This is a genomic window from Mycobacterium sp. IS-1264 (assembly GCF_001954195.1).
Taxonomy (GTDB): Bacteria; Actinomycetota; Actinomycetes; order Mycobacteriales; family Mycobacteriaceae; genus Mycobacterium.
The window spans coordinates 93,009-119,790 of record NZ_MBES01000067.1; the positions used below are offsets into that span (position 1 = coordinate 93,009).

29 protein-coding genes and 1 pseudogene are annotated in these 26,782 nt (G+C 69.0%); 17 read left to right on the forward strand and 13 right to left on the reverse strand.

The features are described 5' to 3' along the window. Positions 1 to 29: 29 nt before the first annotated feature. From A5744_RS15990 to A5744_RS16010, 5 genes are read left to right on the forward strand one after another with little or no spacing between them, the layout of a single operon-like run. Positions 30 to 737, forward strand: a complete 708-nt coding sequence (locus A5744_RS15990; protein ID WP_076062795.1) for a DUF1365 family protein — start codon at positions 30 to 32, stop codon at positions 735 to 737. Continuing rightward, a complete protein-coding gene (locus A5744_RS15995) occupies positions 734 to 1,996 on the forward strand; it encodes a class I SAM-dependent methyltransferase (RefSeq protein ID WP_076062601.1) in 1,263 nt (420 codons plus the stop codon). Before A5744_RS15990 ends, A5744_RS15995 begins: the two co-directional genes overlap by 4 nt. Next, positions 1,993 to 2,784 carry a DUF1295 domain-containing protein gene (locus A5744_RS16000; RefSeq protein WP_076062603.1) on the forward strand — a complete coding sequence of 264 codons (792 nt, stop codon included), beginning with the start codon at positions 1,993 to 1,995 and terminating at the stop codon, positions 2,782 to 2,784. Before A5744_RS15995 ends, A5744_RS16000 begins: the two co-directional genes overlap by 4 nt. Positions 2,785 to 2,795: 11 nt before the next feature. Then, positions 2,796 to 3,371, forward strand: coding sequence for a sigma-70 family RNA polymerase sigma factor (locus tag A5744_RS16005; protein ID WP_076062797.1), 576 nt, complete (start codon positions 2,796 to 2,798; stop codon positions 3,369 to 3,371). After that, the gene (locus tag A5744_RS16010) at positions 3,368 to 4,066 is read left to right on the forward strand and encodes an anti-sigma factor (RefSeq protein WP_076062605.1); all 699 of its coding nucleotides are present in this window, start codon (positions 3,368 to 3,370) and stop codon (positions 4,064 to 4,066) included. The genes A5744_RS16005 and A5744_RS16010 overlap by 4 nt, the downstream gene beginning before the upstream one ends. On the opposite strand, the gene A5744_RS16015 is transcribed toward A5744_RS16010, so the two are convergent. From A5744_RS16015 to A5744_RS16025, 3 genes are read right to left on the reverse strand one after another with little or no spacing between them, the layout of a single operon-like run. Continuing rightward, positions 4,063 to 4,923 carry a hypothetical protein gene (locus A5744_RS16015; protein ID WP_076062607.1) on the reverse strand — a complete coding sequence of 287 codons (861 nt, stop codon included), beginning with the start codon at positions 4,921 to 4,923 and terminating at the stop codon, positions 4,063 to 4,065. The genes A5744_RS16010 and A5744_RS16015 overlap by 4 nt on opposite strands. 10 nt (positions 4,924 to 4,933) lie before the next feature. After that, positions 4,934 to 5,458: a mycothiol transferase gene (locus A5744_RS16020; protein WP_076062609.1), complete on the reverse strand. Its 525-nt coding sequence runs from the start codon at positions 5,456 to 5,458 to the stop codon at positions 4,934 to 4,936. A gap of 10 nt (positions 5,459 to 5,468) precedes the next feature. Continuing rightward, complete coding sequence (locus A5744_RS16025; RefSeq protein WP_076062610.1) at positions 5,469 to 5,840, reverse strand: VOC family protein; 372 nt, start codon at positions 5,838 to 5,840, stop codon at positions 5,469 to 5,471. A gap of 47 nt (positions 5,841 to 5,887) precedes the next feature. Here A5744_RS16025 and A5744_RS16030 point away from each other — a divergent pair, with 47 nt between their 5' ends. The 3 genes and pseudogenes from A5744_RS16030 to A5744_RS16040 all read left to right on the forward strand — a co-directional run bounded on the left by A5744_RS16030 (position 5,888) and on the right by A5744_RS16040 (position 8,771). After that, complete coding sequence (locus tag A5744_RS16030) at positions 5,888 to 7,618, forward strand: amidohydrolase family protein (protein ID WP_076062612.1); 1,731 nt, start codon at positions 5,888 to 5,890, stop codon at positions 7,616 to 7,618. 38 nt (positions 7,619 to 7,656) lie between these two features. Further along, a pseudogene (locus A5744_RS16035) lies at positions 7,657 to 8,181 on the forward strand (PPE family protein); the annotation flags it as partial. Between the two features lie 191 nt (positions 8,182 to 8,372). Further along, positions 8,373 to 8,771, forward strand: coding sequence for a hypothetical protein (locus tag A5744_RS16040; RefSeq protein ID WP_076062616.1), 399 nt, complete (start codon positions 8,373 to 8,375; stop codon positions 8,769 to 8,771). A 22-nt stretch (positions 8,772 to 8,793) separates the two neighbouring features. On the opposite strand, the gene A5744_RS16045 is transcribed toward A5744_RS16040, so the two are convergent. From A5744_RS16045 to A5744_RS16055, 3 genes are all read right to left on the reverse strand, one after another. Next, positions 8,794 to 9,651 carry a DUF559 domain-containing protein gene (locus A5744_RS16045; protein WP_076062798.1) on the reverse strand — a complete coding sequence of 286 codons (858 nt, stop codon included), beginning with the start codon at positions 9,649 to 9,651 and terminating at the stop codon, positions 8,794 to 8,796. A gap of 150 nt (positions 9,652 to 9,801) precedes the next feature. Further along, a complete protein-coding gene (groL, locus tag A5744_RS16050; protein ID WP_076062618.1) occupies positions 9,802 to 11,427 on the reverse strand; it encodes a chaperonin GroEL in 1,626 nt (541 codons plus the stop codon). Between the two features lie 177 nt (positions 11,428 to 11,604). Next, positions 11,605 to 12,174 (reverse strand): TetR/AcrR family transcriptional regulator, encoded by a 570-nt coding sequence (locus A5744_RS16055; protein WP_076062620.1) that lies wholly within the window; start codon positions 12,172 to 12,174, stop codon positions 11,605 to 11,607. A gap of 103 nt (positions 12,175 to 12,277) precedes the next feature. Between A5744_RS16055 and A5744_RS16060 the strand changes: the two genes are divergently transcribed. Together A5744_RS16060 and A5744_RS16065 are read left to right on the forward strand one after the other, a co-directional pair. After that, positions 12,278 to 13,204 (forward strand): SDR family NAD(P)-dependent oxidoreductase, encoded by a 927-nt coding sequence (locus tag A5744_RS16060; protein ID WP_076062625.1) that lies wholly within the window; start codon positions 12,278 to 12,280, stop codon positions 13,202 to 13,204. Between the two features lie 26 nt (positions 13,205 to 13,230). Further along, on the forward strand, positions 13,231 to 13,725 hold the full coding sequence (locus tag A5744_RS16065) for a cupin domain-containing protein (RefSeq protein WP_076062626.1): 495 nt from the start codon (positions 13,231 to 13,233) through the stop codon (positions 13,723 to 13,725). Here A5744_RS16065 and A5744_RS16070 read toward each other — a convergent pair. Both A5744_RS16070 and A5744_RS16075 read right to left on the reverse strand, forming a co-directional pair. Next, positions 13,710 to 15,149 (reverse strand): NAD(P)/FAD-dependent oxidoreductase, encoded by a 1,440-nt coding sequence (locus tag A5744_RS16070; RefSeq protein ID WP_076062627.1) that lies wholly within the window; start codon positions 15,147 to 15,149, stop codon positions 13,710 to 13,712. The genes A5744_RS16065 and A5744_RS16070 overlap by 16 nt on opposite strands. Then, positions 15,140 to 15,628, reverse strand: a complete 489-nt coding sequence (locus tag A5744_RS16075; protein ID WP_076062628.1) for a VOC family protein — start codon at positions 15,626 to 15,628, stop codon at positions 15,140 to 15,142. The genes A5744_RS16070 and A5744_RS16075 overlap by 10 nt, the downstream gene beginning before the upstream one ends. Before the next feature lie 54 nt (positions 15,629 to 15,682). Between A5744_RS16075 and glp the strand changes: the two genes are divergently transcribed. From glp to A5744_RS16095, 4 genes are read left to right on the forward strand one after another with little or no spacing between them, the layout of a single operon-like run. After that, entirely contained in the window at positions 15,683 to 16,888 is a 1,206-nt protein-coding gene (glp, locus tag A5744_RS16080; RefSeq protein ID WP_076062629.1) for a gephyrin-like molybdotransferase Glp, read from the forward strand. A gap of 24 nt (positions 16,889 to 16,912) precedes the next feature. Next, complete coding sequence (locus A5744_RS16085) at positions 16,913 to 17,635, forward strand: phosphatidylserine decarboxylase (protein ID WP_076062630.1); 723 nt, start codon at positions 16,913 to 16,915, stop codon at positions 17,633 to 17,635. Beyond that, a complete protein-coding gene (pssA, locus tag A5744_RS16090) occupies positions 17,632 to 18,495 on the forward strand; it encodes a CDP-diacylglycerol--serine O-phosphatidyltransferase (RefSeq protein ID WP_076062632.1) in 864 nt (287 codons plus the stop codon). Before A5744_RS16085 ends, pssA begins: the two co-directional genes overlap by 4 nt. After that, positions 18,492 to 20,678, forward strand: a complete 2,187-nt coding sequence (locus tag A5744_RS16095; protein ID WP_076062633.1) for an AAA family ATPase — start codon at positions 18,492 to 18,494, stop codon at positions 20,676 to 20,678. Before pssA ends, A5744_RS16095 begins: the two co-directional genes overlap by 4 nt. Here A5744_RS16095 and A5744_RS16100 read toward each other — a convergent pair. Continuing rightward, positions 20,652 to 21,248 carry a TetR/AcrR family transcriptional regulator gene (locus tag A5744_RS16100; RefSeq protein WP_076062634.1) on the reverse strand — a complete coding sequence of 199 codons (597 nt, stop codon included), beginning with the start codon at positions 21,246 to 21,248 and terminating at the stop codon, positions 20,652 to 20,654. The two genes, A5744_RS16095 and A5744_RS16100, sit on opposite strands and share 27 nt — an antisense overlap. A gap of 21 nt (positions 21,249 to 21,269) precedes the next feature. Between A5744_RS16100 and A5744_RS16105 the strand changes: the two genes are divergently transcribed. The 3 genes from A5744_RS16105 to A5744_RS16115 are packed head-to-tail and all read left to right on the forward strand — an operon-like array spanning position 21,270 to position 23,463. Continuing rightward, a complete protein-coding gene (locus tag A5744_RS16105) occupies positions 21,270 to 22,076 on the forward strand; it encodes a DUF2867 domain-containing protein (protein ID WP_076062635.1) in 807 nt (268 codons plus the stop codon). A gap of 41 nt (positions 22,077 to 22,117) precedes the next feature. Next, entirely contained in the window at positions 22,118 to 22,567 is a 450-nt protein-coding gene (locus A5744_RS16110) for a hypothetical protein (protein ID WP_240563063.1), read from the forward strand. Then, positions 22,564 to 23,463 (forward strand): SDR family NAD(P)-dependent oxidoreductase, encoded by a 900-nt coding sequence (locus A5744_RS16115; protein ID WP_076062639.1) that lies wholly within the window; start codon positions 22,564 to 22,566, stop codon positions 23,461 to 23,463. Before A5744_RS16110 ends, A5744_RS16115 begins: the two co-directional genes overlap by 4 nt. A 4-nt stretch (positions 23,464 to 23,467) precedes the next feature. Here A5744_RS16115 and A5744_RS16120 read toward each other — a convergent pair whose 3' ends face one another. The 4 genes from A5744_RS16120 to A5744_RS16135 are packed head-to-tail and all read right to left on the reverse strand — an operon-like array spanning position 23,468 to position 26,767. Next, complete coding sequence (locus A5744_RS16120) at positions 23,468 to 24,292, reverse strand: enoyl-CoA hydratase-related protein (RefSeq protein WP_076062641.1); 825 nt, start codon at positions 24,290 to 24,292, stop codon at positions 23,468 to 23,470. Continuing rightward, complete coding sequence (locus A5744_RS16125) at positions 24,289 to 24,939, reverse strand: LON peptidase substrate-binding domain-containing protein (RefSeq protein WP_076062642.1); 651 nt, start codon at positions 24,937 to 24,939, stop codon at positions 24,289 to 24,291. The genes A5744_RS16120 and A5744_RS16125 overlap by 4 nt, the downstream gene beginning before the upstream one ends. Positions 24,940 to 24,942: 3 nt before the next feature. Further along, the gene (locus tag A5744_RS16130) at positions 24,943 to 26,073 is read right to left on the reverse strand and encodes a glutamate--cysteine ligase (protein ID WP_076062644.1); all 1,131 of its coding nucleotides are present in this window, start codon (positions 26,071 to 26,073) and stop codon (positions 24,943 to 24,945) included. After that, on the reverse strand, positions 26,063 to 26,767 hold the full coding sequence (locus A5744_RS16135; RefSeq protein WP_076062646.1) for a superoxide dismutase family protein: 705 nt from the start codon (positions 26,765 to 26,767) through the stop codon (positions 26,063 to 26,065). The genes A5744_RS16130 and A5744_RS16135 overlap by 11 nt, the downstream gene beginning before the upstream one ends. Between the last annotated feature and the right edge of the window lie 15 nt (positions 26,768 to 26,782).

A 26,782-nucleotide genomic window follows, 5' to 3' on the forward strand; every position in this document is an offset into this window, starting at 1 on the left:
CCGACGCGCCTCCCGACGCGCTTCCCGACGTGCTGACACCCGCGATCTACCGCACCACCATCACCCACTGTCGGCGGGTTCCGGTGCGACACTCGTTCGAATACCGAAGCTACAGCTGGTATGTCGACGTCGACGACCTCCCCCGGCTGTCCTGGTGGCTGCGGCCGTTTGCGCGATTCCGCGCCGACGATCACTTCTCGGACGACGCACAGGGCTCACTGCGCGACCGGCTCAGCGCCTTCTGCGCCGAGAACGGCGTGGCCGCGCCCGAGGGCAGCATCACCGCGCTGCTGTCGGCCCGCGTGTTCGGCTATGTCTTCAACCCGCTGTCCGTCTTCTGGTGCCATGACCGAGAAGGCCGGCTGCGTCATGTGATCGCCGAGGTGCACAACACCTACGGCGAACGCCACGCCTATCTGTTGCCCCCGGCCGACCTTCCGGTGGCGACGGCCAAACAGTTCTACGTCTCGCCGTTCAACCCGGTCGACGGCTACTACGTGGTGCGAGCGCCCCGGCCCGCAACCGAGGTCGACATCACCGTGTCGCTGCACCGCGATCATCGGCGGGCGTCGCCGGAATTCAGCGCCACCATGCGTGGACAGCGGCGTCCGCCAACGAGCGGACAGGTCGCGATCATGCAAATCATTTCGCCGCTGGCGCCGTTGGTGGTGTCGGCGCGCATCCGGATACAGGGGATCAAGCTGTGGTTACGTCGACTTCCGGTGGTACCGCGATGAGCCTGAACACCATCCAAAAGGCCTCGGCGGCAATCGATTCGAAGCGCTGGCCGGCGGTGGCGACGGTGCCGTCGAGTCCGATCGCCGCGCCGATCGCCGAGCGGCTGCTGCGGCGCGCGGCCGCTCGCCTACCGCTGCGGCTGGTCTACCCCGACGGCGCGGTGGTCGGCGCGGCCGACCAGACGGCCCCGACATTGGTGGTTCATCGACCGGATGCGCTGGCGCGCCGGATCGGGCGACACGGACTGATCGGGTTCGGCGAGTCCTACATGGCCGGCGAATGGTCGTCGGACGACCTCACCGCGGTGTTGACGGTCTTCGCCAGCTCGGTGACCGACCTGGTGCCGCGCGCGTTGCAGTGGCTGCGGCCGATCGGCCCGGCATTTCGGCCGCGCTGGCGCGGCGCCGGCCGAGATCAGGCGCGCCGCAACGTCGCCGAGCACTACGACCTGTCCAACGACCTGTTCGCGGCGTTCCTCGACGAGACCATGACCTACTCGTGCGCGCTGTTCCCGCGGCTGCCAGCGTCCCCGGGCGACCTGGCCGCGGCACAACGACGCAAGATCGATCGGCTACTCGACATGGCCGAAGTCGGCTGCGGCAGCCGGGTTCTCGAGATCGGCACCGGATGGGGTGAGTTGTGCATCCGCGCGGCCGCCCGCGGGGCGCACGTCCGTTCGGTGACGCTGTCGGCCGAGCAGCAGCGCCTGGCGCGCTATCGGGTCGCCGCGGCGGGGCTCTCGAACTCGGTCGAGATCGACCTGTGCGACTACCGCGACGTCGACGGGTGTTACGACGCGGTGGTGTCGGTCGAGATGATCGAGGCGGTGGGATATCACTCATGGCCGCGGTATTTCGCCGCGCTCGAGCGGTTGGTGCGCCCCGGTGGCCGCGTAGCGATCCAGGCGATCACTATGCCGCATCGCCGGATGCTGGCCACCCGCAACACCCACACCTGGATCCAGAAGTACATCTTCCCCGGCGGGCTGCTGCCGTCCACCCAGGCCATTTCCGCTATCACCGAGCGGTGCACCGGTTTACACACCGTCGACATGACGTCGCTACGCCCGCACTACGCCGAAACCCTGCGCCTGTGGCGGGAGCGGTTCGCCGGGCGACGAGATGAGTTGACGCGCTTGGGATTCGACGAAGTGTTCGCGCGCATGTGGGAGCTTTACCTGGCGTACTCCGAGGCCGGATTCCGGTCGGGCTATCTTGACGTCTACCAGTGGACGTTCACACGCGAGGGCCGCAGATGAATCCGATCAACCTCCTCGAAGTATCCGGCGCGTCGATTGCCGCGCTGGCGGTGGTGCACTCGGTCACGTTCGCCATCGGCAGGCGGATCGGCCGTTACAACGTCGTCGACGTCGCCTGGGGTGTGGGCTTCGTGGCCATCGCCGGCGTCGCCGCGACGCTCGGGCACGGCGAGGCGAGCAGGCGCTGGCTGCTGCTGGCGCTGGTGGCGATCTGGGGCCTGCGGCTGAGCTGGCACATCCAGCGCAAGACCGCGGGCAAAGGGGAAGATCCCCGCTACGCGGCGATGCTGCGCGAGGCCACGCTGTCCCAGGTGATACGCAAGGTCTTTGTGCTGCAAGCCTTCATCACGTGGTTCGTCTCCTTCCCGCTGCAGTTGTCGGCGGTCAGCGGACCCACACCGAAGCCGCTGACGGCCGTCACCGTCCTGGGCGTGGCCGTGTGGCTGGTCGGCGTGACCTTCGAGGCGGTCGGCGATTGGCAGCTGAAGGCATTCAAATCCGATCCCGCGCACCGCGGTGTGGTGATGGACCGCGGCCTGTGGGCCTGGACGCGCCACCCCAACTACTTCGGCGACGCGGCGGTGTGGTGGGGACTGTGGCTGATCACCATCACCGGCTGGGTGTCGCTCGCGACGATCGGCTCGCCGCTGCTCATGACCTACTTCCTGGTGTATGTGACCGGCGCCCGGCTGACCGAGAAGCTGATGGCCGGCCGCCCCGGCTTCGACGAATACCGGCAACGGACCGCGTTTTTCTTCCCGCGGCCGCCCCGATCGGTGTGGCGATAGGCTACCGATCGATGACCGGAAGCGCACAGCTGAGCGGGGACCTCGACGCCCTGCTGCGCCGGGTCGCGCGCGGGGACCGCGACGCCTTCGCCGCCGTCTACGACCTGACCAAGAGCCGGGTGTTCGGACTGGTGGTACGCGTGCTGCGCGATGCCGGCTACAGCGAAGAAACCACCCAGGAGGTTTATCTCGAGGTCTGGCGGACCGCGTCGGAGTATGACGCCGCGAAGGGTTCCGCCCTCGCCTGGCTGATGACCATGGCGCACCGGCGGGCCATCGACCGGGTGCGCGCCGAGCAGGCCGGCAGCCGTCGGGAATCACGCTACGGCGCAGCCAATGTCGAACCCGTCAGCGCCGCGGCGCACGACCCCGTCGCCGACTCGGCGATCGCCGTCGAGGAACGTCGCCGGGTGACCAAATGCCTGGACGCGCTGACCGAGGCGCAGCGGCAATGCATCGAGATGGCCTACTACGGAGGCCTGACGTACTCCGAAGTGTCGCAGCGGCTCGCCGCGAATCTGTCGACGATCAAGTCGCGGATCCGCGACGCGCTGCGCGGGCTGCGCAACTGCCTGGACGTGTCATGACCGACCCGACCGAATTCGAATTGCTCGAACTGGCGGCGCCGTATGCCCTACACGCCATGTCGGACGAGGAGCGGGCCGACCTCGACCGGCGATTGGTGTCCGCGCCGGCGCCGGTGGCCGCCGCCTTCCACGACGAGGTCCGCGCCGTCCGCGAGACGATGGCGGTCGTGGCGGCGGCGACCGCGACCGAACCCCCGGCGCACCTGCGCGCGGCCACGCTGGCGGCGGTGAAGTCTCGTGGCGTGCGTCAATTGAGTTGGCGGGCGGCAGCTTTGGCGTCCGCGGCGGCGGCGGTCGTGGTGGGTGCCGCGGCGTTCGGTATCGGGGTGCTGATGCGGCCGCCGGCGCCGTCGACGGTCGCCGAACAGGTCCTGGCCGCCCCGGACGTGCGGACGGTCTCGCGCCCGCTAGCCAACGGGACCGCCACGGTGATGTTCTCCCGTGACCGCAACGCGGGCGTGTTGGTGATGAACAACGTGCCGCCGCCGTCGCCGGGCACCGTCTATCAGATGTGGCTGATCGGGGCCAACGGCCCGACCTCGGCCGGGACGATGGGCGCCGCGGCCGTCGCACCCTCGACGAAGGAGACGCTGACCAACCTCGGCTCGTCGACGGCCCTGGCGTTCACCGTCGAACCTGGTGCGGGGTCGCCGCAGCCGACCACCCCGATATTGGCCGAATTGCCGCTGAGCTAGGCCGTTTTCGGGGACTTCTGCAGCAGGGCGCCGAGCACCGCGACGACCACGCCCAACACCACCAGCGCGGCGCCGGCGACCAAGGTCAGGTTCAGCCAATGACGCAGCCCGGCCTCGGCGTGGTCGACCATCACCTCGGCGATTCGGCGGATGTCGCCGGTGGTGTGATTGAGCGCCCTGTTCACATACCCGCCAGCGGCCTCGATACCCGCCCATCCCGCCGCGCCGACGAGCAGCGCCGAGACGCCGAGGCTGGTCAGTGCCTTGCCGCGGCGCCGGGCAACGGCCAGCGTCAGCAGCGCGCAGAATCCGCTGAGGGCCGCCGCACCGATACTCACCCACGGGCCCCAGGTAGCGAGCCGGCTCAGCTGCCCCTGCCGCAATGGGCCGGGCACCGTCAACGGAACGGTCAGCGTCGCAGGCACTTTCACGTTGTGACTGCTCAATATCCGTTGCAGCGAATCGTCTTTGAGCATCGGGGCCAGGTCGACGACCCATGAATCGCTCGACCCGCTGCCGGTGAACAACCAGCCGTGGGCGGCCCGGTTCACCTGGGCGAACAGCGGCGGAAAGCCGGGCCCGGACGTGAACGCGGTGGCGGCGTCGTGCACCTGCTGGCCGTCGACCGGATAGCGTCCACCGCCGCGCTCGGCGATGAGCGCCATCGCCCGGGTGGTGAGCTCGGAGGCCGCCGCCGACTGCAGCGCCGGATCGGCCGCGGCATTCTTTGCAAACGCGGCGTAGCCGTCGTCGTTGACGACGTTGCACTGCGCCCACGCCGCCGGAATGGCCACGGCCAGCGCGACCGTGGCGGCCAGCCACAAGACCACCTTGGACGTCCCGGCCGCGAATCGCACGCGTTAGAACCTACTGCGCGATCCCGCGCAGATAGGCCGCCTGCCCGAGGTGCTGGGCGCAGTCGTCGATGATGCTCACCAGCCGCGCGCTGGCGGTGACCGGCGGATCCCAGTTGGTGTCCACGACGCGGGACAGCTCGGCGGCGGTCACGCCCGCGACGTAGGACAGCGTGAACTTGTGCACCTCGTGGTAATAGCCGGACAGCAGGTCGGCGGGCGCATGCACCTTCGCGACCTCGTCGGGGCCGTGCCCGTAGCCGGTGTCGTTGCGCGGCAGGTCCAGACCGAACCGGTCCACCCAGCCGTCGCGGGTCCACACCTGCTCGACCCCGGCGACATCGGCCAGCTGGATGTCCTGCACCCGGGCGCTGTGCCAGATCAGCCAGGCGATGCTGTTGGCGTTCGGGGTCGGCCGGTAATTGGACAGCTCGTCGGTCAACCCGTCGGTGAGTTCGTCGACGTGTTCGATCAATCGGGTGAACGAGTCGCGAAGCAGCTCTTGTGCGGCGGCGTCGGTGCCGGGGGTACTGGCCATGCCACCGACATTACGGGCGCCCGTGCCAGACCGCTTCGACGTTGTTGCCGTCCGGGTCGCGCACGAACGCGCCGAAGTAGCCGGGGTGGTATTCGGGCCACTCGCGGGGCGCGTGCAACGACTCGGCGCCCAGACCCACCGCGGCCTCGTGGAACGCGCGCACCGCATGCTCGTCGGCGGCCTCGAATGCGATGTGACTCTCGCGGTTGGATCCCATGCCGGCGCCGTCGGAGATCCAGAATGCCGGGTGCCCTTCGCGGCCGTATCCGATGGCCCGGCCGAAGTCCAGCTGCCGCGAGTAGCCCAGCGTGCCCAGCACCGTGTCGTAGAACTGTTGCGATTTCGGGTAGTCGGCGCAGTTGATGCCCAGGTGGTCGATCACGGAACTGATCCTGGCATGACCACCCGACACGGTCGTAGATTATTTAGATGACCTACGACCTCGTCATCCGCAACGGCACCATCGTCGACGGCTCCGGAGGTGAGCCGTACGTCGGCGACGTGGCGGTGCGCGACGGCGTGATCACGGCCGTCGGGTCGGTCAACGGCGACGGCGCCGCGCGGGAGATCGACGCGACGGGGCTACTCGTCACGCCCGGTTTCGTCGACCTGCACACCCACTACGACGGCCAGTCGATCTGGTCGGAACGCCTGACCCCGTCGTCGGCGCACGGGGTGACCACGGTGGTGATGGGCAACTGTGGGGTCGGCTTCGCGCCGTGCCGCCAGGAAGATCACGACGTGCTCGTCGACGTGATGGCCGGGGTCGAGGACATTCCCGGCGTCGTGATGACCGACGGCCTGCCGTGGACGTGGGAGACCTTCCCCGAATACCTGGACGCGCTGGACGCGGGCAAGCGCGACATCGACGTCGCCGCCTACCTGCCGCACTCCCCCCTGCGCGTGTACGTGATGGGTGAGCGCGGCGCCAACCGCGAGCCGGCCACCGCCGAGGACCTCGCGAGGATGCGCGCACTGGCCAAGGAGGCGGTCGAGGTCGGCGCGCTGGGCTTCGCGTCGTCGCGGTTGACCATCCACAAGACCGAGAGCGGTTCGCCGATCCCGAGCTATGAGGCGGCCCGCGAGGAGATCGAAGAGATCGCGCGCGGCGTCGTGGACGGCGGCGGGGGCCTGCTGCAATTCGTGCCCGACATTCCCGCCGGCGGCTACCAGTCCGTGCTACAGACGGTTTTCGAGGTCGCCGAGGACGTCGGGCTGCCGCTCACGTTCACGCTCGTCGTCGCCAACGCCGGGGACCCGACGTGGCCGGAGGCCATCACCATGATCGAGAAGGCCAACGCGGCCGGAGGCGATATCACCGCGCAGCTGTTGCCGCGGCCCATCGGGCTGATCATCGGGCTGCAACTGTCCGCCAACCCGTTCGTGCTCTACCCGAGCTACCGCGAGATCGCCCACCTGCCGCTGGCCGAGCGGGTGGCCGAGATGCGCAAGCCGGAGGTCCGCGCCCGCATCCTGGCCGACAAGCCCGGCGTCGGTCACCCGATCCTGTACGTGGCGCAGATGTGGGACTGGATCTTCCCGCTGGGCGACACCCCCGATTACGAGCCGGACCCCTCGACGTCGGTCGGGGCGCGCGCCCGGGCCCGTGGGGTGGACCCGATGGAGGAGGCCTACGACCGGCTGCTCGACGACGACGGCCGCGCCATGCTGTTGGTCGCCACCAGCAACCTGGAGGGCAACTCGCTGGACACCGTCGGCCAGCTGCTGCATCGCGACGACGTGGTGCTGGGCCTCGGCGACGGCGGCGCGCACTACGGCATGATCTGCGACGCGAGCTACTCGACCTACTTCCTGGCGCACTGGGCGCGCGATCGGAAGGCCGGCCGGTTCACCGTGCCGGAGGCCGTGCGCGAGCTGACGTCCGTGCCGGCCCGCATCGCCGGGCTGGGGGATCGCGGCCGCATCGGCGTCGGCTACAAGGCCGACCTCAACGTCATCGACCACGCGGCGTTGCGCCTGCACAAGCCCGTGATCACCTACGACCTGCCCGCGGGCGGGCGTCGCCTGGACCAGGGCGCCGATGGATACGTCGCGACGATCGTGTCCGGTGAAGTGATCGCCGAAGACGGGGTTCCCACCGACGCCCGTCCTGGCAGGTTGGTCCGCGGCCGCAAGCCTTCTCCGGTACCTGCGCCATAACGCCACGAAGGGCGGCTCGTCCCGGTTAACTTTGGTTAGTGACGAGCCCGCACTATGCGCGGTTGCCGCCCGAAATCAACTCGGCAAGAATTTTCGCCGGTCCCGGTGCGGCGCCACTGCTCGCTGCCGCAAAGGCGTGGGACGGGCTGGCCGAGGACCTCGCATCGTCAGCATCCTCGTTCTTTTCGGTGACATCGGATCTGGCCAACGGTTCGTGGCAGGGCGCTTCGGCGGCGGCGATGATGTCCGTCGCGACCCAGTATGTGAGCTGGCTGTCCGCGGCCGCCGCCCAAGCCGAGGCGGCGTCCAGTCAGGCCGCGGCCATTGCGGCCGCTTTCGAGACCGCGCTGGAGAGCACGGTGCAACCCGCGGTGGTGGCCGCCAACCGCAACCTGGTGCAAGCGTTGGCGTCGACGAATCATTTGGGGCAGAACGCCCCGGCCATCGCCGACATCGAGGCCGCATACGAGCAGATGTGGGCGACGGACGTGGTGGCGATGTCGGGTTATCACACCGACGCGTCGGCGGCGGTGGCGAAGCTGGCGCCCTGGCATCAGGTGCTGCCGAAGCTCGATCTCGGCCCGCCCGCTGTGGGGCTCCCCGCGGGCACGCCGGCCGACGTCACGGGCGGCGTGAGCCCGCACATCGGCTCGGGCATCCTCAACTCGCCCGCCGCGAGCACGGGCTTCAACCCCGGCGCCACCGGCCCCGGCTTGCTCAACCAGACCTGACCGACGCGCCTATCCTCGACTTCATGCGCACGAAGAAGAGGGTGGACTTCCAGCGGCTTGCGGCCGCTCTGCCGGACTACCCGTTCGCGTATCTGATCACCGTCGGCGACGACTACCGCGCCCACACCGTGACGGTCGAACCGCAGCTGCGCGACGGCGCGGTCCTCGAGGTCGGGCTGATCGGCGGGCGCACCCGCGAAAACCTCGCTCAGCGCAGCGACGTCACTCTGCTGTGGCCGCCGTCCGAGCCGACCGGCTACTCGCTGATCGTCGACGGCACCGCCGAGGTGAGCGACGGCGGCGACGAGACCGTTCGCCTGGACGTGGTGCCCACCCGTGCGCTGCTCCACCGCGAGGCCGACTCCCCCTCGGCGGCCAAAGGCTGCCTGCACGACTGCGTGGTGTTCTCGCTGCCGGCGTGAGCCTCGGCGCCGAACGTGGGCCCTATGCACTTGAATCGCGTCGAATTCGTCCATATGCCCCACGCTCGCGAAGCTTGGCTTTGACGCGCTCAACTATTGCGTCCGGCCGAGACAGCATCTCGGCGCTGATCCTGACTACGGACCAGCCGGCCGCTTCCAGCAAGGCGATTCGCTCGATATCCCATGACCGCTGGTATCGGTCCTCCCAGTGCTGTACGCCGTCGTACTCGACTGCGACCTTCCACTCCCGCCACCCCATGTCCACCCGGATACGCAGATCGCGAAACTCGATCTGCGTCTCCGGCTTCGGAAGGCCGGCGCCTACCAACAGCAGCCGCACCCTCGTCTCCTGCGGCGACTCCGCACCGCCGTCGGCCAACTCAAGCGCCGCCCGCAGCCTCCGGCTGCCACGGGCCCGCGGGTGCCGGTCGGCCAGGGCGACGACGTCCGCGGGCTTGATACCGGTCGCATTGAGCAACGCGTCGAGAATCGGCACGCCCTTCGCGACGGGAAGGTTACAGCCGATGTCGAAAGCCGTTCGGACGGCGGTCGTCACGCGCATACCCCGGACCGTTTGGACCTCGTCATCGCCCAGCCGAAAGCTGTGGGCAATCATCCCTGGCTGAGCGTGCCGATCGGCGCGCGCGATTTCCGCTGGCGCGGAAGCGTCGAGCCATTTCGTGCCGAGCACGGCGGCTGCGGACAAGCCGGCCAGCGTCGCGCCCGTCGACAGCCAGGCCGCGCGCGCTTTGGCGGCCGCCGTCAGCTCCGCATCCCTGTGGATGTACACGTCGCGGAACACCGCTCGATATCGCGTGCGCAACTCACCGCGGGTGACGACCCCGCGCTTGAGGGCTTTGCTGCCGAGAAATGGCTCCATGCGGGCATATTCGCGCGCATGGCCCATTCCTGTATGCGTCGAGCGTGGGTCCTGTGGACGAATTTGGGTGTGTGGACATACGTAGCCCCCACGCTCGCGACACGAGAAAGCCCGGCCCCCAAGGGGACCGGGCTTTCTCGTAACTGGGACCTAGAAGTCCATACCGCCCATGCCGCCGGTCGGGTCGCCCGCCGGAGCGGCCGCCTTCTCCGGCTTGTCGGCAACGACGGCCTCGGTCGTCAGGAACAGCCCCGCGATGGACGCCGCGTTCTGCAGCGCCGAACGGGTCACCTTGACCGGGTCGGCAACGCCGGCCTTCAGCAGGTCCTCGTACTCACCGCTGGCAGCGTTCAGGCCCTGGCCCGCCGGAAGGTTGCGCACCTTCTCGGCCACCACGCCCGGCTCCAGCCCGGAGTTGAAGGCGATCTGCTTCAGCGGAGCCTCCAGCGCCACGCGGACGATGTTGGCGCCGGTCGCCTCGTCACCGGAGAGCTTCAGCTCCTCCAGCACCGGGGCGGCCTGCAGCAGGGTCACGCCACCGCCGGCCACGATGCCCTCCTCGACGGCCGCCTTGGCGTTGCGGACCGCGTCCTCGATGCGGTGCTTGCGCTCCTTGAGCTCCACCTCGGTGGCGGCGCCGGCCTTGATCACCGCAACACCGCCGGCCAGCTTGGCCAGGCGCTCCTGCAGCTTCTCGCGGTCGTAGTCGGAGTCGCTGTTCTCGATCTCGGCGCGGATCTGGGCCACCCGCCCGGCGATGGCGTCGGAGTCCCCGGCGCCCTCGACGATGGTGGTCTCGTCCTTGGTGATGACGACCTTGCGGGCCTTACCCAGCAGCGAGACGTCGGCGTTCTCCAGGGTCAGACCGACCTCTTCGCTGATGACCTGACCACCGGTGAGGATGGCCATGTCCTGCAGCATCGCCTTGCGGCGGTCACCGAAGCCGGGGGCCTTGACCGCCACCGACTTGAAGGTGCCGCGGATCTTGTTGACGACCAGGGTGCTCAAAGCCTCGCCCTCGACGTCCTCGGCGATGATCAGCAGCGGCTTGCCCGCCTGGATGACCTTCTCCAGCAGCGGCAGCAGGTCCTTGACGGTCGACACCTTGGAGCTGACCAGCAGGATGTAGGGATCCTCGAGGACCGCTTCCTGACGCTCGGCGTCGGTGACGAAGTAGCCCGAGATGTAGCCCTTGTCGAACCGCATGCCCTCGGTGAGCTCGAGCTGCAGGCCGAAGGTGTTGGACTCCTCGACGGTGATGACGCCCTCGTTGCCGACCTTGTCCATCGCCTCGGCGATCAGGTCGCCGATCGACTGGTCGCCCGCGGAGATGGCCGCGGTAGCAGCGATCTGCTCCTTGGTCTCGACCTCCTTGGCCGTCTTGAGCAGCGTCTCGGTGATCTTCTCGACGGCCTTCTCGATGCCGCGCTTGAGGCCCAGCGGGTTGGCGCCGGCCGCAACATTGCGCAGGCCCTCTTTGACCAGGGCCTGGGCGAGCACGGTGGCCGTCGTCGTGCCGTCACCGGCGACGTCGTCGGTCTTCTTGGCGACCTCCTTGACCAGCTCGGCGCCGATCTTCTCGTAGGGGTCCTCCAGCTCGATCTCCTTGGCGATGGACACGCCATCGTTGGTGATCGTGGGGGCACCCCACTTCTTCTCTAGGACGACGTTGCGGCCCTTGGGACCCAACGTCACCTTTACCGCGTCGGCGAGGCTGTTCAGGCCCCGCTCGAGGCCGCGCCGGGCCTCTTCGTCGTACGCAATTGTCTTGGCCATTGCGAAGTGATTCCTCCGGATTGGGGATGACACGTCCTGGCCGGGTGCAGTGCCCGCGACGGACGACCGGGCTGTCGTTGGGCCTGGTCTCACCGTCCCGACCTAGCACTCACCGGTCGCGAGTGCCAACGTCATTCTTAGCACTCGCCTATGTCGAGTGCAAGAAGACCCCTGCGGTTATCGCCCCGCGCGTAAACCGTCGACGACGACTTCGATCACCCGGTTGGCCAACTCCGAGTTGTACGCCTCCATCGCCTGGCAGCCGACCAGGATCGACTTGACCTCGCGCACGCCGACGTCGCGGCGCGCGGTGCCCGCTTCCTGCGCCGCGTGCAGCAGGTCGCCGAGCGCGGCCAGGAACGCATCCTCGGCGTCGGGCGCGACGCTCGCGATGTCGATGCCCAGCCCGGCCAGCGCGTCAACCAGCCCGCGGTCCGTCGCGCCCCACTGCAACACCATCGAGCGCAGGAAACTGAAGAGCGCTTCGCCCGGCCCGTCGGATTTCAGCAGGGCGTAGCCGTCGTCGACGAGGTGCTGCATCCGGTCGTGGATGACGGCCTGAAAGAGCGCCTCCTTCGTCGGGAAGTGCCGGTAGACGGTGCCCGCACCGACTCCGGCGCGCCGGGCGATCTCGTCGATGGGCACCGACAGACCCTCGGCGGCAAAGGTGTCGTAGGCGACCTCCAGCACCCGCGCGCGGTTGCGTGCCGCGTCGGCGCGCAACGGTCGGGCAGCCGGCTGCGCCATGTGTTCATCACCCTTTCGGTTGACAAAGCGGGGCGGGCGTTCCGTATAGTATCCAATCAACCGGAGCGCTCGCCCCGTTTACCTTACAAGCTTAGGAGCTTGCATGACCCCTTCTAAGGCCAAGTGGACCACCGCGGACATTCCCGACCAGACCGGCCGCGTCGCCGTCATCACCGGAGCCAACACCGGCCTCGGCTACGAGACCGCCGCCGCGCTCGCCGACCACGGCGCCCGCGTGGTGCTCGCGGTGCGCAACCTCGACAAGGGCAAGGACGCCGCCGCGCGGATCGCCGCGAGCAGTCCGCATGCCGACGTCGCGCTCCAGGAGCTCGACCTGACGTCGCTGCAGTCCATCCGCGCCGCCGCGGAGCAGCTGCGCGCCGAGCACGACCGCATCGATCTGCTGATCAACAACGCTGGCGTGATGTACACGCCGAAATCCACCACCAAGGACGGCTTCGAGCTGCAATTCGGCACCAACCACCTGGGCCACTTCGCCTTCACGGGTCTGCTGCTCGACCGGCTGTTGCCGGTTGCGGGTTCACGGGTCGTGACGGTGAGCAGCGTCGGCCACCGCATCCTGGCCGATATTCACTTCGACGATCTGCAGTGGGAGCGCCGCTACAACAGGGTCGCGGCCTACGGGCAGGCCAAGCTGGCGAACCTGCTTTTCACCTACGAACTGCAGCGGCGCCTGGCCCCGCACGGCACGACGATCGCCGCGGCCGCGCACCCCGGCGGGTCGAACACCGAGCTGGGCCGCTACACGCCCACGGCGTTCCGGCCGCTCGTCGACGTGTTCTTCAAGGTAATTGCGCAGGACGCGGCCATGGGCGCACTCCCGACGCTGCGCGCCGCCACCGACCCGGCAGTGCTCGGCGGGCAGTACTACGGCCCCGACGGACTCGGCCAGACGCGCGGCTATCCCAAGATCGTGGGGTCAAGCAAGAAGTCGCATGATGCCGATCGGCAGCGCCGATTGTGGGCGGTGTCGGAGGAGCTGACCGGGGTGGTCTACCCCGTCGACTGATCCGCGGCGGGGGCCACACTGGACTCATGTCCCTTGTCGTGCCGCCATATCCACCGCCCCGATACACCAAGGACGAGCCCGAGATCAGCGCGTGGCTCAAGCGCGCTGACGAGCCGCCCGACTACGAGACGTTCGGGACCAAGTACCACTACCTGGCCAACCAGCAGGCCACCGACGGCGACTACGGCCTGTACCGGGTCGACATCGCCCCGGCCGGCGGAGGGCCGCCGGCGCACTATCACCGCGCGATGTCCGAGGCGTTCTTCGTGCTGTCCGGGACGATGAAGCTCTTCGACGGCACCGAGTGGGTCGACGGCCACCAGGGCGACTTCCTCTACGTCCCGCCCGGCGGCATCCACGGTTTCCGCAACGAGGCCGACGAAGCGGCATCGATCCTGATGCTGTTCGCCCCCGGCGCGCCGCGCGAGGCCTACTTCGAGGGTTTCGGCGCGCTGGCCGACATGACCGACGACGAACGCCGGGAATGGTTCATCCGTCACGACAACTACTGGATCCAATAGTCGTCGGGAACCAGCGCGCGGGTCCGTTCGAAGAAGGTCCGCCCGCTGTACGGCAGCTGCGTGACGACCTTTCCGCTGGGATGCCGGAAGTAGTTGGTGCACGCCAGCCAGACCTTGCCTTGCATGGCCGATTGGATCTCGTCGTTGTAGCGCCGCTGCGCCGTGGGCGTGACCTCGATGGTGCGCGCACCGCGGCCGCCCAGCGCGTCGAGGATGTGGCGGACGAAGGTGGTCTGCGCCTCGTGGATGTAAAGAATCGAGTTGACCCCGTTGGTATTCGGGCCGTACAGCGTGAAGAAGTTCGGATACCCGGTGATCAGCGTCCCGAGGTAGGCCTCGGCGCCGTCGCTCCACTCGTCGCGAAGATGGCGGCCGCCGGTTCCGTACACGTCGATGCTGGAGAGGTAGTCGGCGGCCTTGAAGCCGGTGCCGTAGATGACGGTGTCGACGCGGTGTTCGACGCCGTCGACGGTGCGCACTCCCCGTTCGGTCAGCTCCGCGATGGCCGTCGTTTCCAGGCTGACGTTTGGCAACGCGAACGTCGGATACCAGTCGCGCGACATCAGCGGGCGCTTGCAGCCGGCGGGATAGTCCGGCGTCAGCTTTGCGCGCAGCTCGGGGTCGGCCACCTTGCGCGCCAGATAGCTGCGGGCCAGCTCGGTCGCTTCGCGCGTCTGCGCGGCGTCCACGTCGAAGCTGGACGACTCGTAGGCATCGAAGGCCTCGTCGCGCAGCTTTTGCGCCATCTCGGGATGGCGTTCGAACTCCTCGTGCTGCTCGACCGTGAACGGAAAGTCGAACCGGGGCGCGATCCAGATCGGGGTGCGCTGAAACACCGTGAGGTGCGCCGTCTTTGGCGCGATAGCGGGCACGTATTGGACCGCGCTGGCGCCCGTCCCAATCGACGCGACCCGCTCGCCGGCCGTCGACTTGCTGTGGTCCCAGCGCGACGAATGGAATTGGCGACCCCGAAACCGCTGCGCCCCAGGGATATCCGGGATGTGGGGCACATCGAGCATCCCCACGGCGCTCACCACGAAATCGAAGTCGTGCTCGGCGCCGTCGTCGGTAATCAGCGTCCAGCGGCGCCGAGAGTCGGACCAGCGCGCCGTGGTGACCGCGGTTCCCGGCCGCAGGTGTGGACCCAGCCCGTGCTCGGTGGCCACCTTCTCCAGGTAGGCCAGGATCTCGGGTTGGTTGGCATAGGTCTTGCTCCACCGCGGATTCGGCGCAAACGAGTACGAGTACAGATGCGACGGCACGTCGCAGGCCGCGCCGGGAAAGGTGTTGTGGCGCCAGGTGCCGCCGAAGCCGTCGGCGCGGTCGAAAATCGTGAAATCGTATCCGCCGTCGGCGAGTTGGATGCCCATCGCGATGCCGCCGGCACCCGCGCCGATGATCGCGACCCTGCGCCTCACCCCCATTGCGCGAAATAGGGTCGCTCGGGCCGGGTCTTCTCCACGAGGATGAACACCACTCCCCACGGGTCGACGAACCACGTCGTGCGCACCCGCGCGACATCCGCGATCCCGCTGACCAGAAAGCGCACCCCTTTGCTCTCCAGCTCCGCGCGCGTGGCGTCGAGGTCCTCGCAGATCAGCCCGACGTGCGAGAGCCCATGGTCGGTCAGGGCCGCGGCGGCGCGCTGGCCTCGAAGATCCGAGCCGTCGACGCCGAGGTATTCGATCACCTCGAGGACTCGGTCGCTGCCGTCATCGAACCCGACGATGGCCGCCTTCATCGTGGGGTCGGACACCATCTCGCCCATGTCGTCGCGAATGGCATTACCGGCCATCACGTATGGCGGCGACAGCACACGCAGGCCCAATACGTCCCGGTAGAACGCCACCGCGGCCTCGCAATCGGGAACGCACACGCCGGTGTGGGCCAACCCGGTAATCACGTTCTCGACTGTACGTCCGCGAGCCGGAAATCGGGGAGGGCCGATAATGGCCGAGTGCGCTCAGTCGACGAACATCAGCGTGTTGTGTCCGGGATGATTCATGCCCGCCCCGCGGTCGCGGTCGAGTTGGCCGAGGCCCAGGGGCTGGTCCTGGCCGAGGATGTGGTTGCGCAGCTGGCGCTGCCGGTTTTCGACAACTCCGCGATGGACGGGTATGCGGTGCGCGCCGAGGACACGTCGGAAGCCACACCCGAACGCCCCGTCGTGTTGCCCGTCGCCGAGGACATACCCGCCGGACGCACCGACCAGTTGACGCTGCAACCGAAAACGGCGCACCGGATCATGACCGGCGCGCCGCTGCCGGCCGGTGCGACGGCCGTCGTGCCGGTCGAAGACACCGACGGCGGCGTGGACACCGTCGCGATTCGGGCGCCCCGCGACGCCGGCAAGCACATCCGGCGCGCGGGCGAGGACGTGGCGCCAGGCACCACCGTGTTGCGCGCGGGTCAGGTCGTGACGCCGGCTGTGCTCGGCCTGGCCGCGGCGCTGGGCATGGCGGAACTGACGGTCATCCCGCGCCAGCGGGTGCTGGTGATATCGACGGGGTCGGAGCTGGTGGCGCCCGGCATCCCGCTGCGGCCGGGCCAGATCTACGAGTCCAACTCGATCATGCTGGCCGGGGCCGTCCGCGAGGCGGGCGCCGACGTGATCGCCGTCGCGACCGCCGAAGACGATGTCGCCCAATTCAGTTCGCTGCTCGACCGATACGCGGCGGACGCGGACCTGATCATCACCAGCGGCGGCGTCAGCGCCGGCGCCTACGAAGTGGTCAAGGACGCGTTCGGCCGCGACGGGGATCAGGGTGTGGAGTTCGTGAAGGTGGCGATGCAACCCGGAATGCCGCAGGGCATCGGGAGAGTCGCCGGCACCACGATCGTCACCCTGCCCGGCAACCCGGTCAGCGCGCTGGTGTCCTTCGAGGTGTTCATCCGCCCCGCGCTGCGGGCGGCCATGGGCCTGCCCGATCCCGAGCGCCCGCACCGGCCCGCGATCCTCGCCGAGTCGTTGACCTCGCCGCGCGGCAAGCGCCAATTCCGGCGCGCGATACTCGACGCCGACACCGGCAGCGTCACCAGCTACGGCCCGCCGGCGTCGCACCATTTGCGGTGGCTGGCATCGGCGAACGGGCTGCTGGACATTCCCGAGAACGTGGTGGAAGTGTCCGCCGGAACCCAACTGCAAGTCTGGGATCTGAGTTAGGCCGTCGCTCCGTAAGATGGCCGCGTGGCACGACGCCCCCGCACCATCGGCCCGACCGCCGAGGATCCGACTTTCGGCCCGCAACACGTCGTCGAGTTGGTGCGCTCCACCATCCCGCCGGTGCACCCCGCCGGGCGACCGTTCATCGCCGCCGGTCTGGCGGTGGCCTTCGCCGGGCGCAACCACCGCTGGGTGCGCCGCGCGGGTCTGCTGGCGGCGGGTGCCTGCGCGGGGTTCTTCCGTCATCCCCCGCGGGTGCCGCCCGCCCGGCCCGGCGCCATCGTTGCGCCTGCCGACGGGGTGGTCTGCGTGATCGACTCCGCGGCCCCGCCGGCCGAACTCGGCATGGCCCAGACACCCCTGCCGCGGGTCAGTATCTTCCTGTCGCTCTTGGATGCCCACGTGCAGCGCGCACCGGTCAGCGGTGAGGTGATCGCGATGCAGCACCGGCCGGGGCGCTTCGGGTCGGCCGACCTGGCATCGGCGAGCACCGACAACGAGCGCACCAGCCTGCGGATCCGGATGGCGGGCGGCGCCGACGTCGTCGCGGTGCAGATCGCCGGTCTGCTGGCGCGCCGCATCGTGTGCGACGCGCACGTCGGGGACAAGCTTTCGATCGGCGACACCTACGGCCTGATCCGGTTCGGCTCCCGGTTGGACACCTACCTGCCGCCGGGCGCGGAGCCGCTTGTCAAGGTGGGGCAGCGAGCGGTCGCCGGCGAGACGGTCCTGGCGGAACTGTCGTGATCAGCAGGCCCCGTGCGAGGCGGCCGGTAAACCTCCAGATCCTGCCGAGCGCAATGACGGTGCTGTCCATCTGCGCGGGGTTGACGTCGATCAAGTTCGCCCTCGAGCATCAGCCGAAAGCCGCGATGGCATTGATCGCCGCGGCGGCGATCCTGGACGGCCTGGACGGCCGGGTGGCCCGCATCCTCGACGCCCAGTCGCGGCTCGGCGCGGAGATCGACTCACTGGCCGACGCGGTGAATTTCGGGGTGACGCCCGCGCTGGTTGTCTACGTGACCATGCTGTCGAAGTCGCCGGCGGGCTGGGTCGTCGTGCTGCTGTACGCGGTCTGCGTGGTGCTGCGGCTGGCCCGATACAACGCCCTGCAGGACGACGGGACCCAGCCGTCGTACGCGCATGAATTCTTCGTCGGGATGCCCGCGCCGGCCGGCGCGATCTCGATGATCGGGCTGATCGGACTCAAATTGCAGTTCGGCGAGGGCTGGTGGACGTCGGCGACGTTCCTGTGCATCTGGATCACCGGGACGTCCGCGCTCATGATCAGCAAGATCCCGATGCGCAAGATGCACGCCGCCGCGGTACCGCCGAACTGGGCTGCTCCGCTGCTGGCCCTGCTGGCCATCGCCGCGGCCGCCGCGGTGCTGGCTCCCTACATGCTGATCTGGGTGATCATCGTCGCCTACCTGTGCCACGTTCCGTTCGCGGTGCACAGCCAGCGCTGGCTGGCCGCACACCCCGAGGCATGGGACGACGAACCCAAGCAGCGGCGCGCGACGCGGCGCGCGATCCGCCAGGCGCACCCGAACCGCCGATCGATGACGCGGCTGGGGCTGCGCAAGCCGGGCAGGCGGCTGCCGTGAACCCCGACGCCGGTGATAAAGCGGGCCGTCAGCTCACACTCACCGCGCGGCTGAACACCTCGGCCGTCGACTCACGCCGCGGCGTCATCCGATTGCACCCGAATGCCATTGCCGCCCTTGGCATCCGGGAATGGGACGCGGTGTCGCTGACCGGGTCGCGGACCACGGCGGCGGTGGCCGGCCTCGCCGACCAGGACATCCCGGTGAGCATCGTGCTGCTCGACGACGTGACGCTGTCCAACGCCGGGCTGCGCGAGGGTACCCCGGTGATCGTCAGCGCGGTCACCGTCTACGGCGCGCGGTCGGTGATGCTGTCCGGCTCGAAGCTGACCACCCAGTCGATCACGCCGACGAACCTGCGGCAGGCTCTGCTGGGCAAGGTGATGACGGTCGGCGACGCGGTGTCGCTGCTGCCGCGCGACCTGGGCCCTGGCACGTCGACGTCGGCGGCCAGCCGAGCGCTGGCGTCGGCGGTCGGGATCAGCTGGACATCGGAGCTGCTGACCGTTACCGCCGTCGACCCCGACGGACCGGTCAGCGTGCAGCCGAACTCACTTGTCACCTGGGGCACCGGCGTTCCCCTGAGCCCCGCCGCGGCGCCGGCCCGGGGATCGGCCAGCCTCGCGAACCCGCCGATCCATGCCGAGGACCTCAAGGGCGCGCAGGTGCAGGCCGCCAAGCTCACCGAATGGCTAAAGCTGGCACTCGACGAACCGCATCTGCTGAAAACCCTTGGCGCCGGGACCAATTTGGGTGTGTTGGTGTCGGGTCCGGCCGGTGTCGGCAAGGCGACGCTGGTCCGCGCTGTGAGCGCCGGCCGCAGGCTGGTGGAGCTCGACGGGCCGGAGGTCGGCGCCCTGGCCGCCGAGGATCGGTTGAAGGCCGTGGCCGCGGCGGCGACCACGGTCCGCGACGGCGGCGGCGTGCTGATGATCAGCGACGTCGACGCCCTGTTGCCGGAAGCCGCCGAGCCGGTAGCCGCCCTCATCCTCGCCGAGCTGCGCATCGCGGTGGCCACGGACGGAGTCGCGTTGATCGCGACCTCGTCGCGGCCCGACCAGCTCGACGCTCGGCTGCGCGCCCCCGAACTGTGTGACCGCGAACTCGGCCTGACGCTGCCCGACGCGGCCACCCGCAGGGCACTGCTGGAGACGCTGCTCAAGCCGGTACCCACCGGCGACCTCGATCTCGACGAAATCGCCGGCCGCACACCGGGTTTCGTTGCCGCCGACCTGGCCGCGCTGGTGCGCGAAGCGGCCCTGCGGGCGGCCTCGCGCGCCAGCACCGACGGCCAGCCGCCCAAGCTGGAGCAGGCCGACCTCGTCGGTGCGCTCAGCGTCATCCGGCCGCTGTCCCGTTCGGCCAGCGAGGAACTGACCGTCGGGAACGTCACGCTCGACGACGTGGGTGACATGGCCGAGGCCAAACAAGCGCTGACCGAAGCGGTGCTGTGGCCGTTGCAGCATCCCGACACCTTCGCCCGGCTGGGCGTCGACCCGCCGCGCGGGGTGCTGCTGTACGGCCCGCCGGGCTGCGGCAAGACCTTCGTGGTCCGCGCGCTGGCCAGCACCGGACAGCTGAGCGTGCACGCGGTCAAAGGCTCCGAGCTGATGGACAAGTGGGTCGGCGCCTCGGAAAAGGCCGTGCGCGAGCTGTTCCGGCGGGCCCGCGATTCCGCGCCATCGCTGGTGTTCCTCGACGAGATCGACGCGCTGGCGCCGCGGCGCGGCCAGAGCTTCGACTCCGGCGTGACCGACAAGGTGGTGGCCGCGCTGCTGACCGAACTCGACGGCATCGACCCCCTCCGTGACGTCGTGGTGCTGGGCGCCACCAACCGGCCCGATCTGATCGACCCCGCGCTGCTGCGCCCGGGCCGGCTGGAACGGCTTGTCTTCGTCGAACCGCCCGACGCCGCCGCCCGCCGCGAAATCCTGCGCACCGCAGGCAAATCCATCCCGCTGAGCGCCGACGTCAACCTCGACGACGTAGCAGCGGAACTCGACGGCTACAGCGCGGCCGACTGCGTGGCGCTGCTGCGAGAAGCCGCGCTGAGCGCGATGCGCCGGTCCATCGACGCCGCGGACGTGACGGCGGCCGACCTCGCGGCGGCCCGCAAAACCGTGCGCCCCTCGCTGGATCCGGTCCAGGTGGACGCGCTACGCGCGTTCGCCAAAGCTCTCTAGCATCGCCCGCGCCGCCGCCGCCACGTCGGCCTCGAGCCAGCGCGGCATCGGATCGTCGTGCGCGTGGCGCCGCACCACGGCGTACGGCAGGTCGGCAACCGCCCGGGCGACCGCGTCGATGCACCGCGCGCTGCCGCTGCCGAACAGCTCCCGCGCCAGGCCGCGAACCCGCTGGATCAGCGGCGCGTTCATCGCGGCCAGTGTCTCGGAGAACGCCACGTCGGGCTCGCCGTCGAGCAGATCACCCGGCCGCATCGTCAACAACAGCCGAGCGTCCTCGGGAAGTTCGCGCGCGAAGCTGATCGCCGCCACGGCCATCGTGACGGCGGTGTCAATCGGTGTCTCCCCGTCGGCCGCCATCGCTCGCGCCTGGAAACGTTCCAGCGCGCGCAGCCACGCCGCCGTCAGGATGCCGTCGCGGTTGCCAAACCGGTGATACAGCGTGCCGGCCGGCGCACCGCTGGATTTCGCGATCGCCGCCACGCTCGCCGCGCGCGGTCCGCCGTCGAGCACCAGCGCCCGCGCTGCGTCGAGGATCACATCGGTCTCATGCTTTCGCGGTGGGGCCATGATCTAGTACGATCCTTCTATATGGAACGATTACCCTATATCGATGAGCATGCCATAACCATTGACGCGAATCGCGACGACACGTGGTCGGCGCTGCTGCGCGTGATGTGCCGCGACCCGCGCGACCCGTCCACCGTGCCGACCGGTTTCGTGCTGGACGAGGCGCGGCCACCCGAGCGGTTCGCGCTGAAGGGGCGCCACCCGTTCGCCGTGTACCGCTGGGTGTTCGAGCTGGACGAGTCGGGGCGGCAGACCCGGCTGCGGGCGGCGACGTGGGCGGACTTTCCGGGTATTCACGGCAAGGCCTATCGCGCGCTGGTGATCGGGACCGGCGGGCATCGCGTCGCGGTGCGATGGACGCTGCGACGCATCGCCGCGGCCGTACTGGCGGCTCGGGCAGAAACCGGCGAGACCGCGGCCGACTACGCGGACGTCTTCGAGGTCCCCATCCTGCACGGCGACTCGCGCACCGCCGAACAGATGTTTCGTGACGCGCTGAGGGACCAACCCGGCGGAGGCGTTGTGCTGTGGATCCACCGCCACGTGTTGAGATTTAGGCTAGGTCCGCCCTCCTCACCGAATCACGTAATCGGTTGGCAGATCATGCATTCGGACCCCGATGTCCTCGTGCTGACGACAAACGGGTCGCTGATGCGCGGCGAACTCGCGCTGCGACGCGAGGACGGTCGACGTGCCACGCTCACCACTCACGTGCACTATCACCGCAAAGTCGCCGCCCGAACGGTCTGGGCCGTGGTGGGCCCTCTGCACCGGGTCATCGCACCGCGGCTGATGCAGCGCGCCGCCCGTCTGGTGGCCGCCCCTTGAACCTGGGCCTGACCTGGGGTGTGCGGCCAACGGAACGAACCGTGCCGCTGCCCTGCGACGCATTGCGCCCGCGCGCCGGCGTCCAGGCCGACCGCGCGATCAGCATCGCCGCGCCGCCGTCGATCGTGTTCTGCTGGCTGTGCCAGTTGCGCGTAGCACCCTATAGCTATGACATCCTGGACAACCTCGGCCGGCGCAGTCCTCGAGCGCGCGACCCCGAACTGGTTCATCTCGAAGTGGGACAGCGATTCATGACCTTGTTCGCCTTGCAGTCGTTCACCGACGGTGAGCAGATCACCTTGCGGTCCAAGGGCGTCGCGGTCACCTACGCGGTCCGGCCGGAAGGGGCCGGCTCGCGGCTGCACGCGCGCGTATGGTTCGCGGGGCCCCGGCTGCCCGCTCGCGCGCTGGCCCTCGGCGATCTGGTGATGATGCGCAAGCAGCTGCTCACGCTGAAGTCTTTGGCCGAGCGGGAAGCCGGATCGCAATGACCGAGCGCCCGACGGCCCTTCAGGTCGTCGAGGGAATCGACCTGTCCGGCAAGGCATGTGTGATCACGGGCGCGTCGTCCGGGCTGGGCCGTGAGTCGGCACGGGCACTGGCCGCCGCGGGCGCGCACGTGGTCCTGGCGGCGCGCGACCATGGCGCGCTGGCCCAGACGTCCGAATGGATACGGGCGGAAGTGCCCGGCGCGCGGACGTCGACGGTTCACCTGGACCTCACCGCGCTTTCCAGCGTGCGCGCGGCGGCCATGGCGATCGGCGACCTCGCGCCGGTGATCCACGTGTTGATGAACAACGCCGGCGTCATGTTCACCCCGTTCGAGCGCACGCGGGACGGCTTCGAAATGCAGATCGGGACAAATCATTTCGGGCATTTCGAACTAACCCAGCTCCTCGTCCCGCGGCTGGCGGCCGCCGGGAAAGCCCGCATCGTCATCCTGTCGTCGCGCGGTCACCTCCTGGGCGATGTCGACCTGAACGATCCCAATTGGGAGGGCCGTGACTACGACAAGTTCGCCGCGTACGGCGCGTCCAAGACGGCGAACATCCTGCACGCCGTGGAGGCCGACCGGCGCCTGCGCGAGATGGGAATCCGGGCGTATGCCGTCCATCCCGGCACCGTAGCCACGTCGCTGGCGCGCCATATGTCCCGGTTGGATTTCTCCCAGCTACGCGAACACGCGTCGGGGCGCCTGGAGGTCATCACGCCCGAACACGGTGCGGCCACCCAGGTTTGGGCGGCGGTGAGCCCCGAGCTGGCGGACCGGGGTGGATCGTATCTCGAAGATTGCGGTGTCAGCGACGCGGTCGCGCCCTATGCCCGCGACACCCAGCGCGCGGCGCAGTTGTGGATGCTCTCCGAGAAGTTGTGTGCGGCGCGGTGAGCCCTCACGGCTCCGGCCCCGGGGCCGGCAAAGCCGTCCACTCGTCGGAAAGCCGCGCGCTGAACCGGGGTGGCCGTCGATCCAGGAACGCGGCGACTCCTTCACGGGCATCGGCGGTTCCCATCACCCGATGGTGCAGCTGCGTTTCCAGCGACGCGACCTCCCGCGGGGTGTAGTTGTTGATCGCGCTGTCCCACAGCAGCCGCTTGGCGAGCGCCGCGGACATCGGTGCGACATTGACCGCGATGTCGCGCGCCATTTCCATCGCGTGGGCGAGCACCCGTTCGGCGGGCAACGCCGCATTGGCGACGCCGAGCGCGACGGCCTCCGCGCCGGTGAAGGTCCGGCCGGTCAGCAATATCTCCGCGGCCGCGCCCAGCGTGGTCAGATGCGCCAACGTCCAGTGCGACATGCAGTCCGGTATCACGCCCCGGCGCACTTGCACCACACCGTATTTGGCGTCGACCGCGACGATGCGGATGTCGGCCTGCAGCGCGATGGTGAGCCCGATGCCGATGGCGTGGCCGTTGAGCGCGGCGATCACGGGCTTGCGCAATTCGAAGGCGGCCGGGTCGATCGGCGATGCCGAGAATGTCTCACCCGGGGCGTCGAACGGCGAGATGTTGCCCGAGAAGTCCGCGCCGGCGCAGAAGGCGCCGCCGGCTCCGGTGACGACGATGGCGCGGACGTGGTCGTCAGCGTCGCAGTCCCGATACGCCCGACTCAACAGCGCACCCATCTCTGCGGTGTAGGCGTTGAGATGGTCGGGACGATTCAGCGTGAGCAGCGCCACGCCGTCGTTGATCTCAACTGTCACGTCGGTATTCATTCGGATAATTGGAACTCCACCATCTCGGCGACGGTGTCCACGGCCTCGCGCAGCGCGGCGAGCCGCTCGGCCGCCGACGGCGCGGACAGCACGGCGTACCGGTCTGCGGTCCCGATCGGAATGCGGGCCGCCAACCCAAACATCAGCGAGCCGGGGTCGTCGGCGTCGGCTTCGTCGTAGCCCAGCAGCACGTCGCGGCCGGGCAGCTGCGCGCCGCGCGCTTCGGCGATCCGCTCGAACAGCGCGATCACCCGGTCTTCGATGTCGTGCAGTTGCGCGTGGGTCACGGGCTCCCCCGGCTCGTCGGGCCACAGCGTGACGGTCGCCCGTGGGTAGGGGTCGTCGGTCAGCCACTCGCGCACCCGAATTCGCTCGCCGGTACGGCAGCGCAGCGCGTATCGGTCGAGGCCGTGATCGACGCATTCGGTGATCCGGGTCAACACGCCGACATCACAGCGCGTCTCGCCGCCGCCGACCTCGCGCCCGCGCGAGATGAGCACGACCCCGAAGGGATCATCGGCCTCGACGCAGTGGCGCACCAGCGCGACATACCGGGGTTCGAAAATCCGCAGCGGCAGATCCTGGTTGGGCAGCACCGCCGATTCGAGCGGAAACATCGCCATCTCAACGGTTTCGAGATCCGCCATGGCTCAGCTGTCCAGCTCGCTTACGAGCGCGTCAACAACGGCGCGCAGATCGCCGTCATGGTCTTCGGCGACCCGGCGCTGCCGCTGATACGAAGCGCCGACTCGCGGGATGTCGGCCACCGCCGCCAATTCGTCGGCGCAGTGCAGCGACTTCGCGACGGGCTCGAGCCGGTTCAGCACGTCGAGGAGATCCTCGGTGACCAGGCGCTCGTTGCTGTCGGCGTCCTGGATGATGATCGCGTCCAGGCCGTAGCGGGCGGCTCGCCACTTGTTCTCCTGCACATGCCAGGGCGGCATTGTCGGCAACGACTCGTCGGCGTCCAGCCGGCGGTCCAGGTCCACAATCAGGCAGTGCGTCAGCGCCACCAGCGCGGCCAGCTCGCGCAGGTTGGACACGCCGTCGCAGACGCGCACCTCGATGGTGCCCAGATGCGGCGAAGGCCTGATGTCCCAACGGACTTCGTCGATATGGTCGATGATGCCGGTCTTCTTCTGGTCGTAGACGAAGCCCTCGAACTCCGCCCAGGTCTGGAACTGAAACGGCAGCCCGGCCGTCGGTAACTGCTGAAACATCATCGCGCGATTGCTGGCGTATCCGGTGTCCTCGCCACCCCACCACGGTGACGAGGCGGACAACGCGAGCAGGTGCGGGTAGTACTTCAGCAGCGACGACATGATCGGCATCACCTTGTGCGCCGAGGAGATTCCGACATGCACATGCACACCCCAGATCAGCATCTGCCGGCCCCACCACTGGGTGCGCTTGATCAGCTCGGCATAGCGCGGCGCATCGGTGAGCTTCTGGGTGGACCATCGCGCGAACGGGTGGGTGCCCGCGCAGAACAGCTCCATGCCGCGGTCGCGGACGATCCGGCGGGCCGGCCCCAGTGTTTCGCGCAGGTCCTCGATCGCCTGTCCGGTGCAGTCGCAGATACCGCTGACGACCTCGACGGTGTTGCGCAGCAATTCCTTGTGCACGCGCGGGTTTTCGCCGATCTCGGCGATGACGGCGGTGGCCTCGTTGCTCAGGTCGCGGGTCTGCGCGTCGACGAGCGCGAACTCCCACTCCACGCCGATGGTCGGCCGCGGTGAGCGCTTGAAATCGATGCGAGCGCGGGTCTTGTTAGCCGGCACCGATGACACCGCAGGCCACCCGCTTGCCGGCGTCGCCGGTGCTCATCGTCGTCGCGTCGGGCCCCGGCGTGCCGTTGGTCTGGTTGTAGCGATCGCGCGGGATGTTGCCGAAGTTGTCGGCGCCGGCGTGAATGATGATCGCGGTCTTCTCGCCGTTCAACAGGTCTTCCATCGTGAACGCGTCGGTGGTCGTCATCAGCGTCCCCGAACCGTCCTTGCGAACCTGCAGCGACGTCAGGTCACCGCTGGCGGGCTCGGCCGCGTGCCCCGGCACCTGGAAGTGCCCGCCGGCGGACAGGAAGTCGCCGGGCGCGCCGCCGGTGGGTGCGACCGAATTGGGCTCGCACTTGCCGACCTTGTGGATGTGCACGCCATGGAAGCCGGGCGTAAGCTGACCCGGGCCGGTCGTCGCGATCGTGATGGTGGCATACCCATTGGCGAACTCGAGCGTCGCGGTGGCGACCTGCGCGCCGTCCGGAGCCTTCAGATGGGTGATCATGCGCTGCGATGCGGACGCCGCGCCGGCGCCCGCGGGCGCCCCCTCCTCGCCCGAGCCTCCCGACGGCGCGGGCGATCCGGTCCAGATCGCCGGCGGGGTACCCGGGATCGACGACGCGTGTTGGGGCGACGAGCACGCACCTACCAACGCGATCGCGAACGTGGCGGCGGCAGCGACATTGCGGTGCTTAGGCATAGCGGAAGCCTAGCC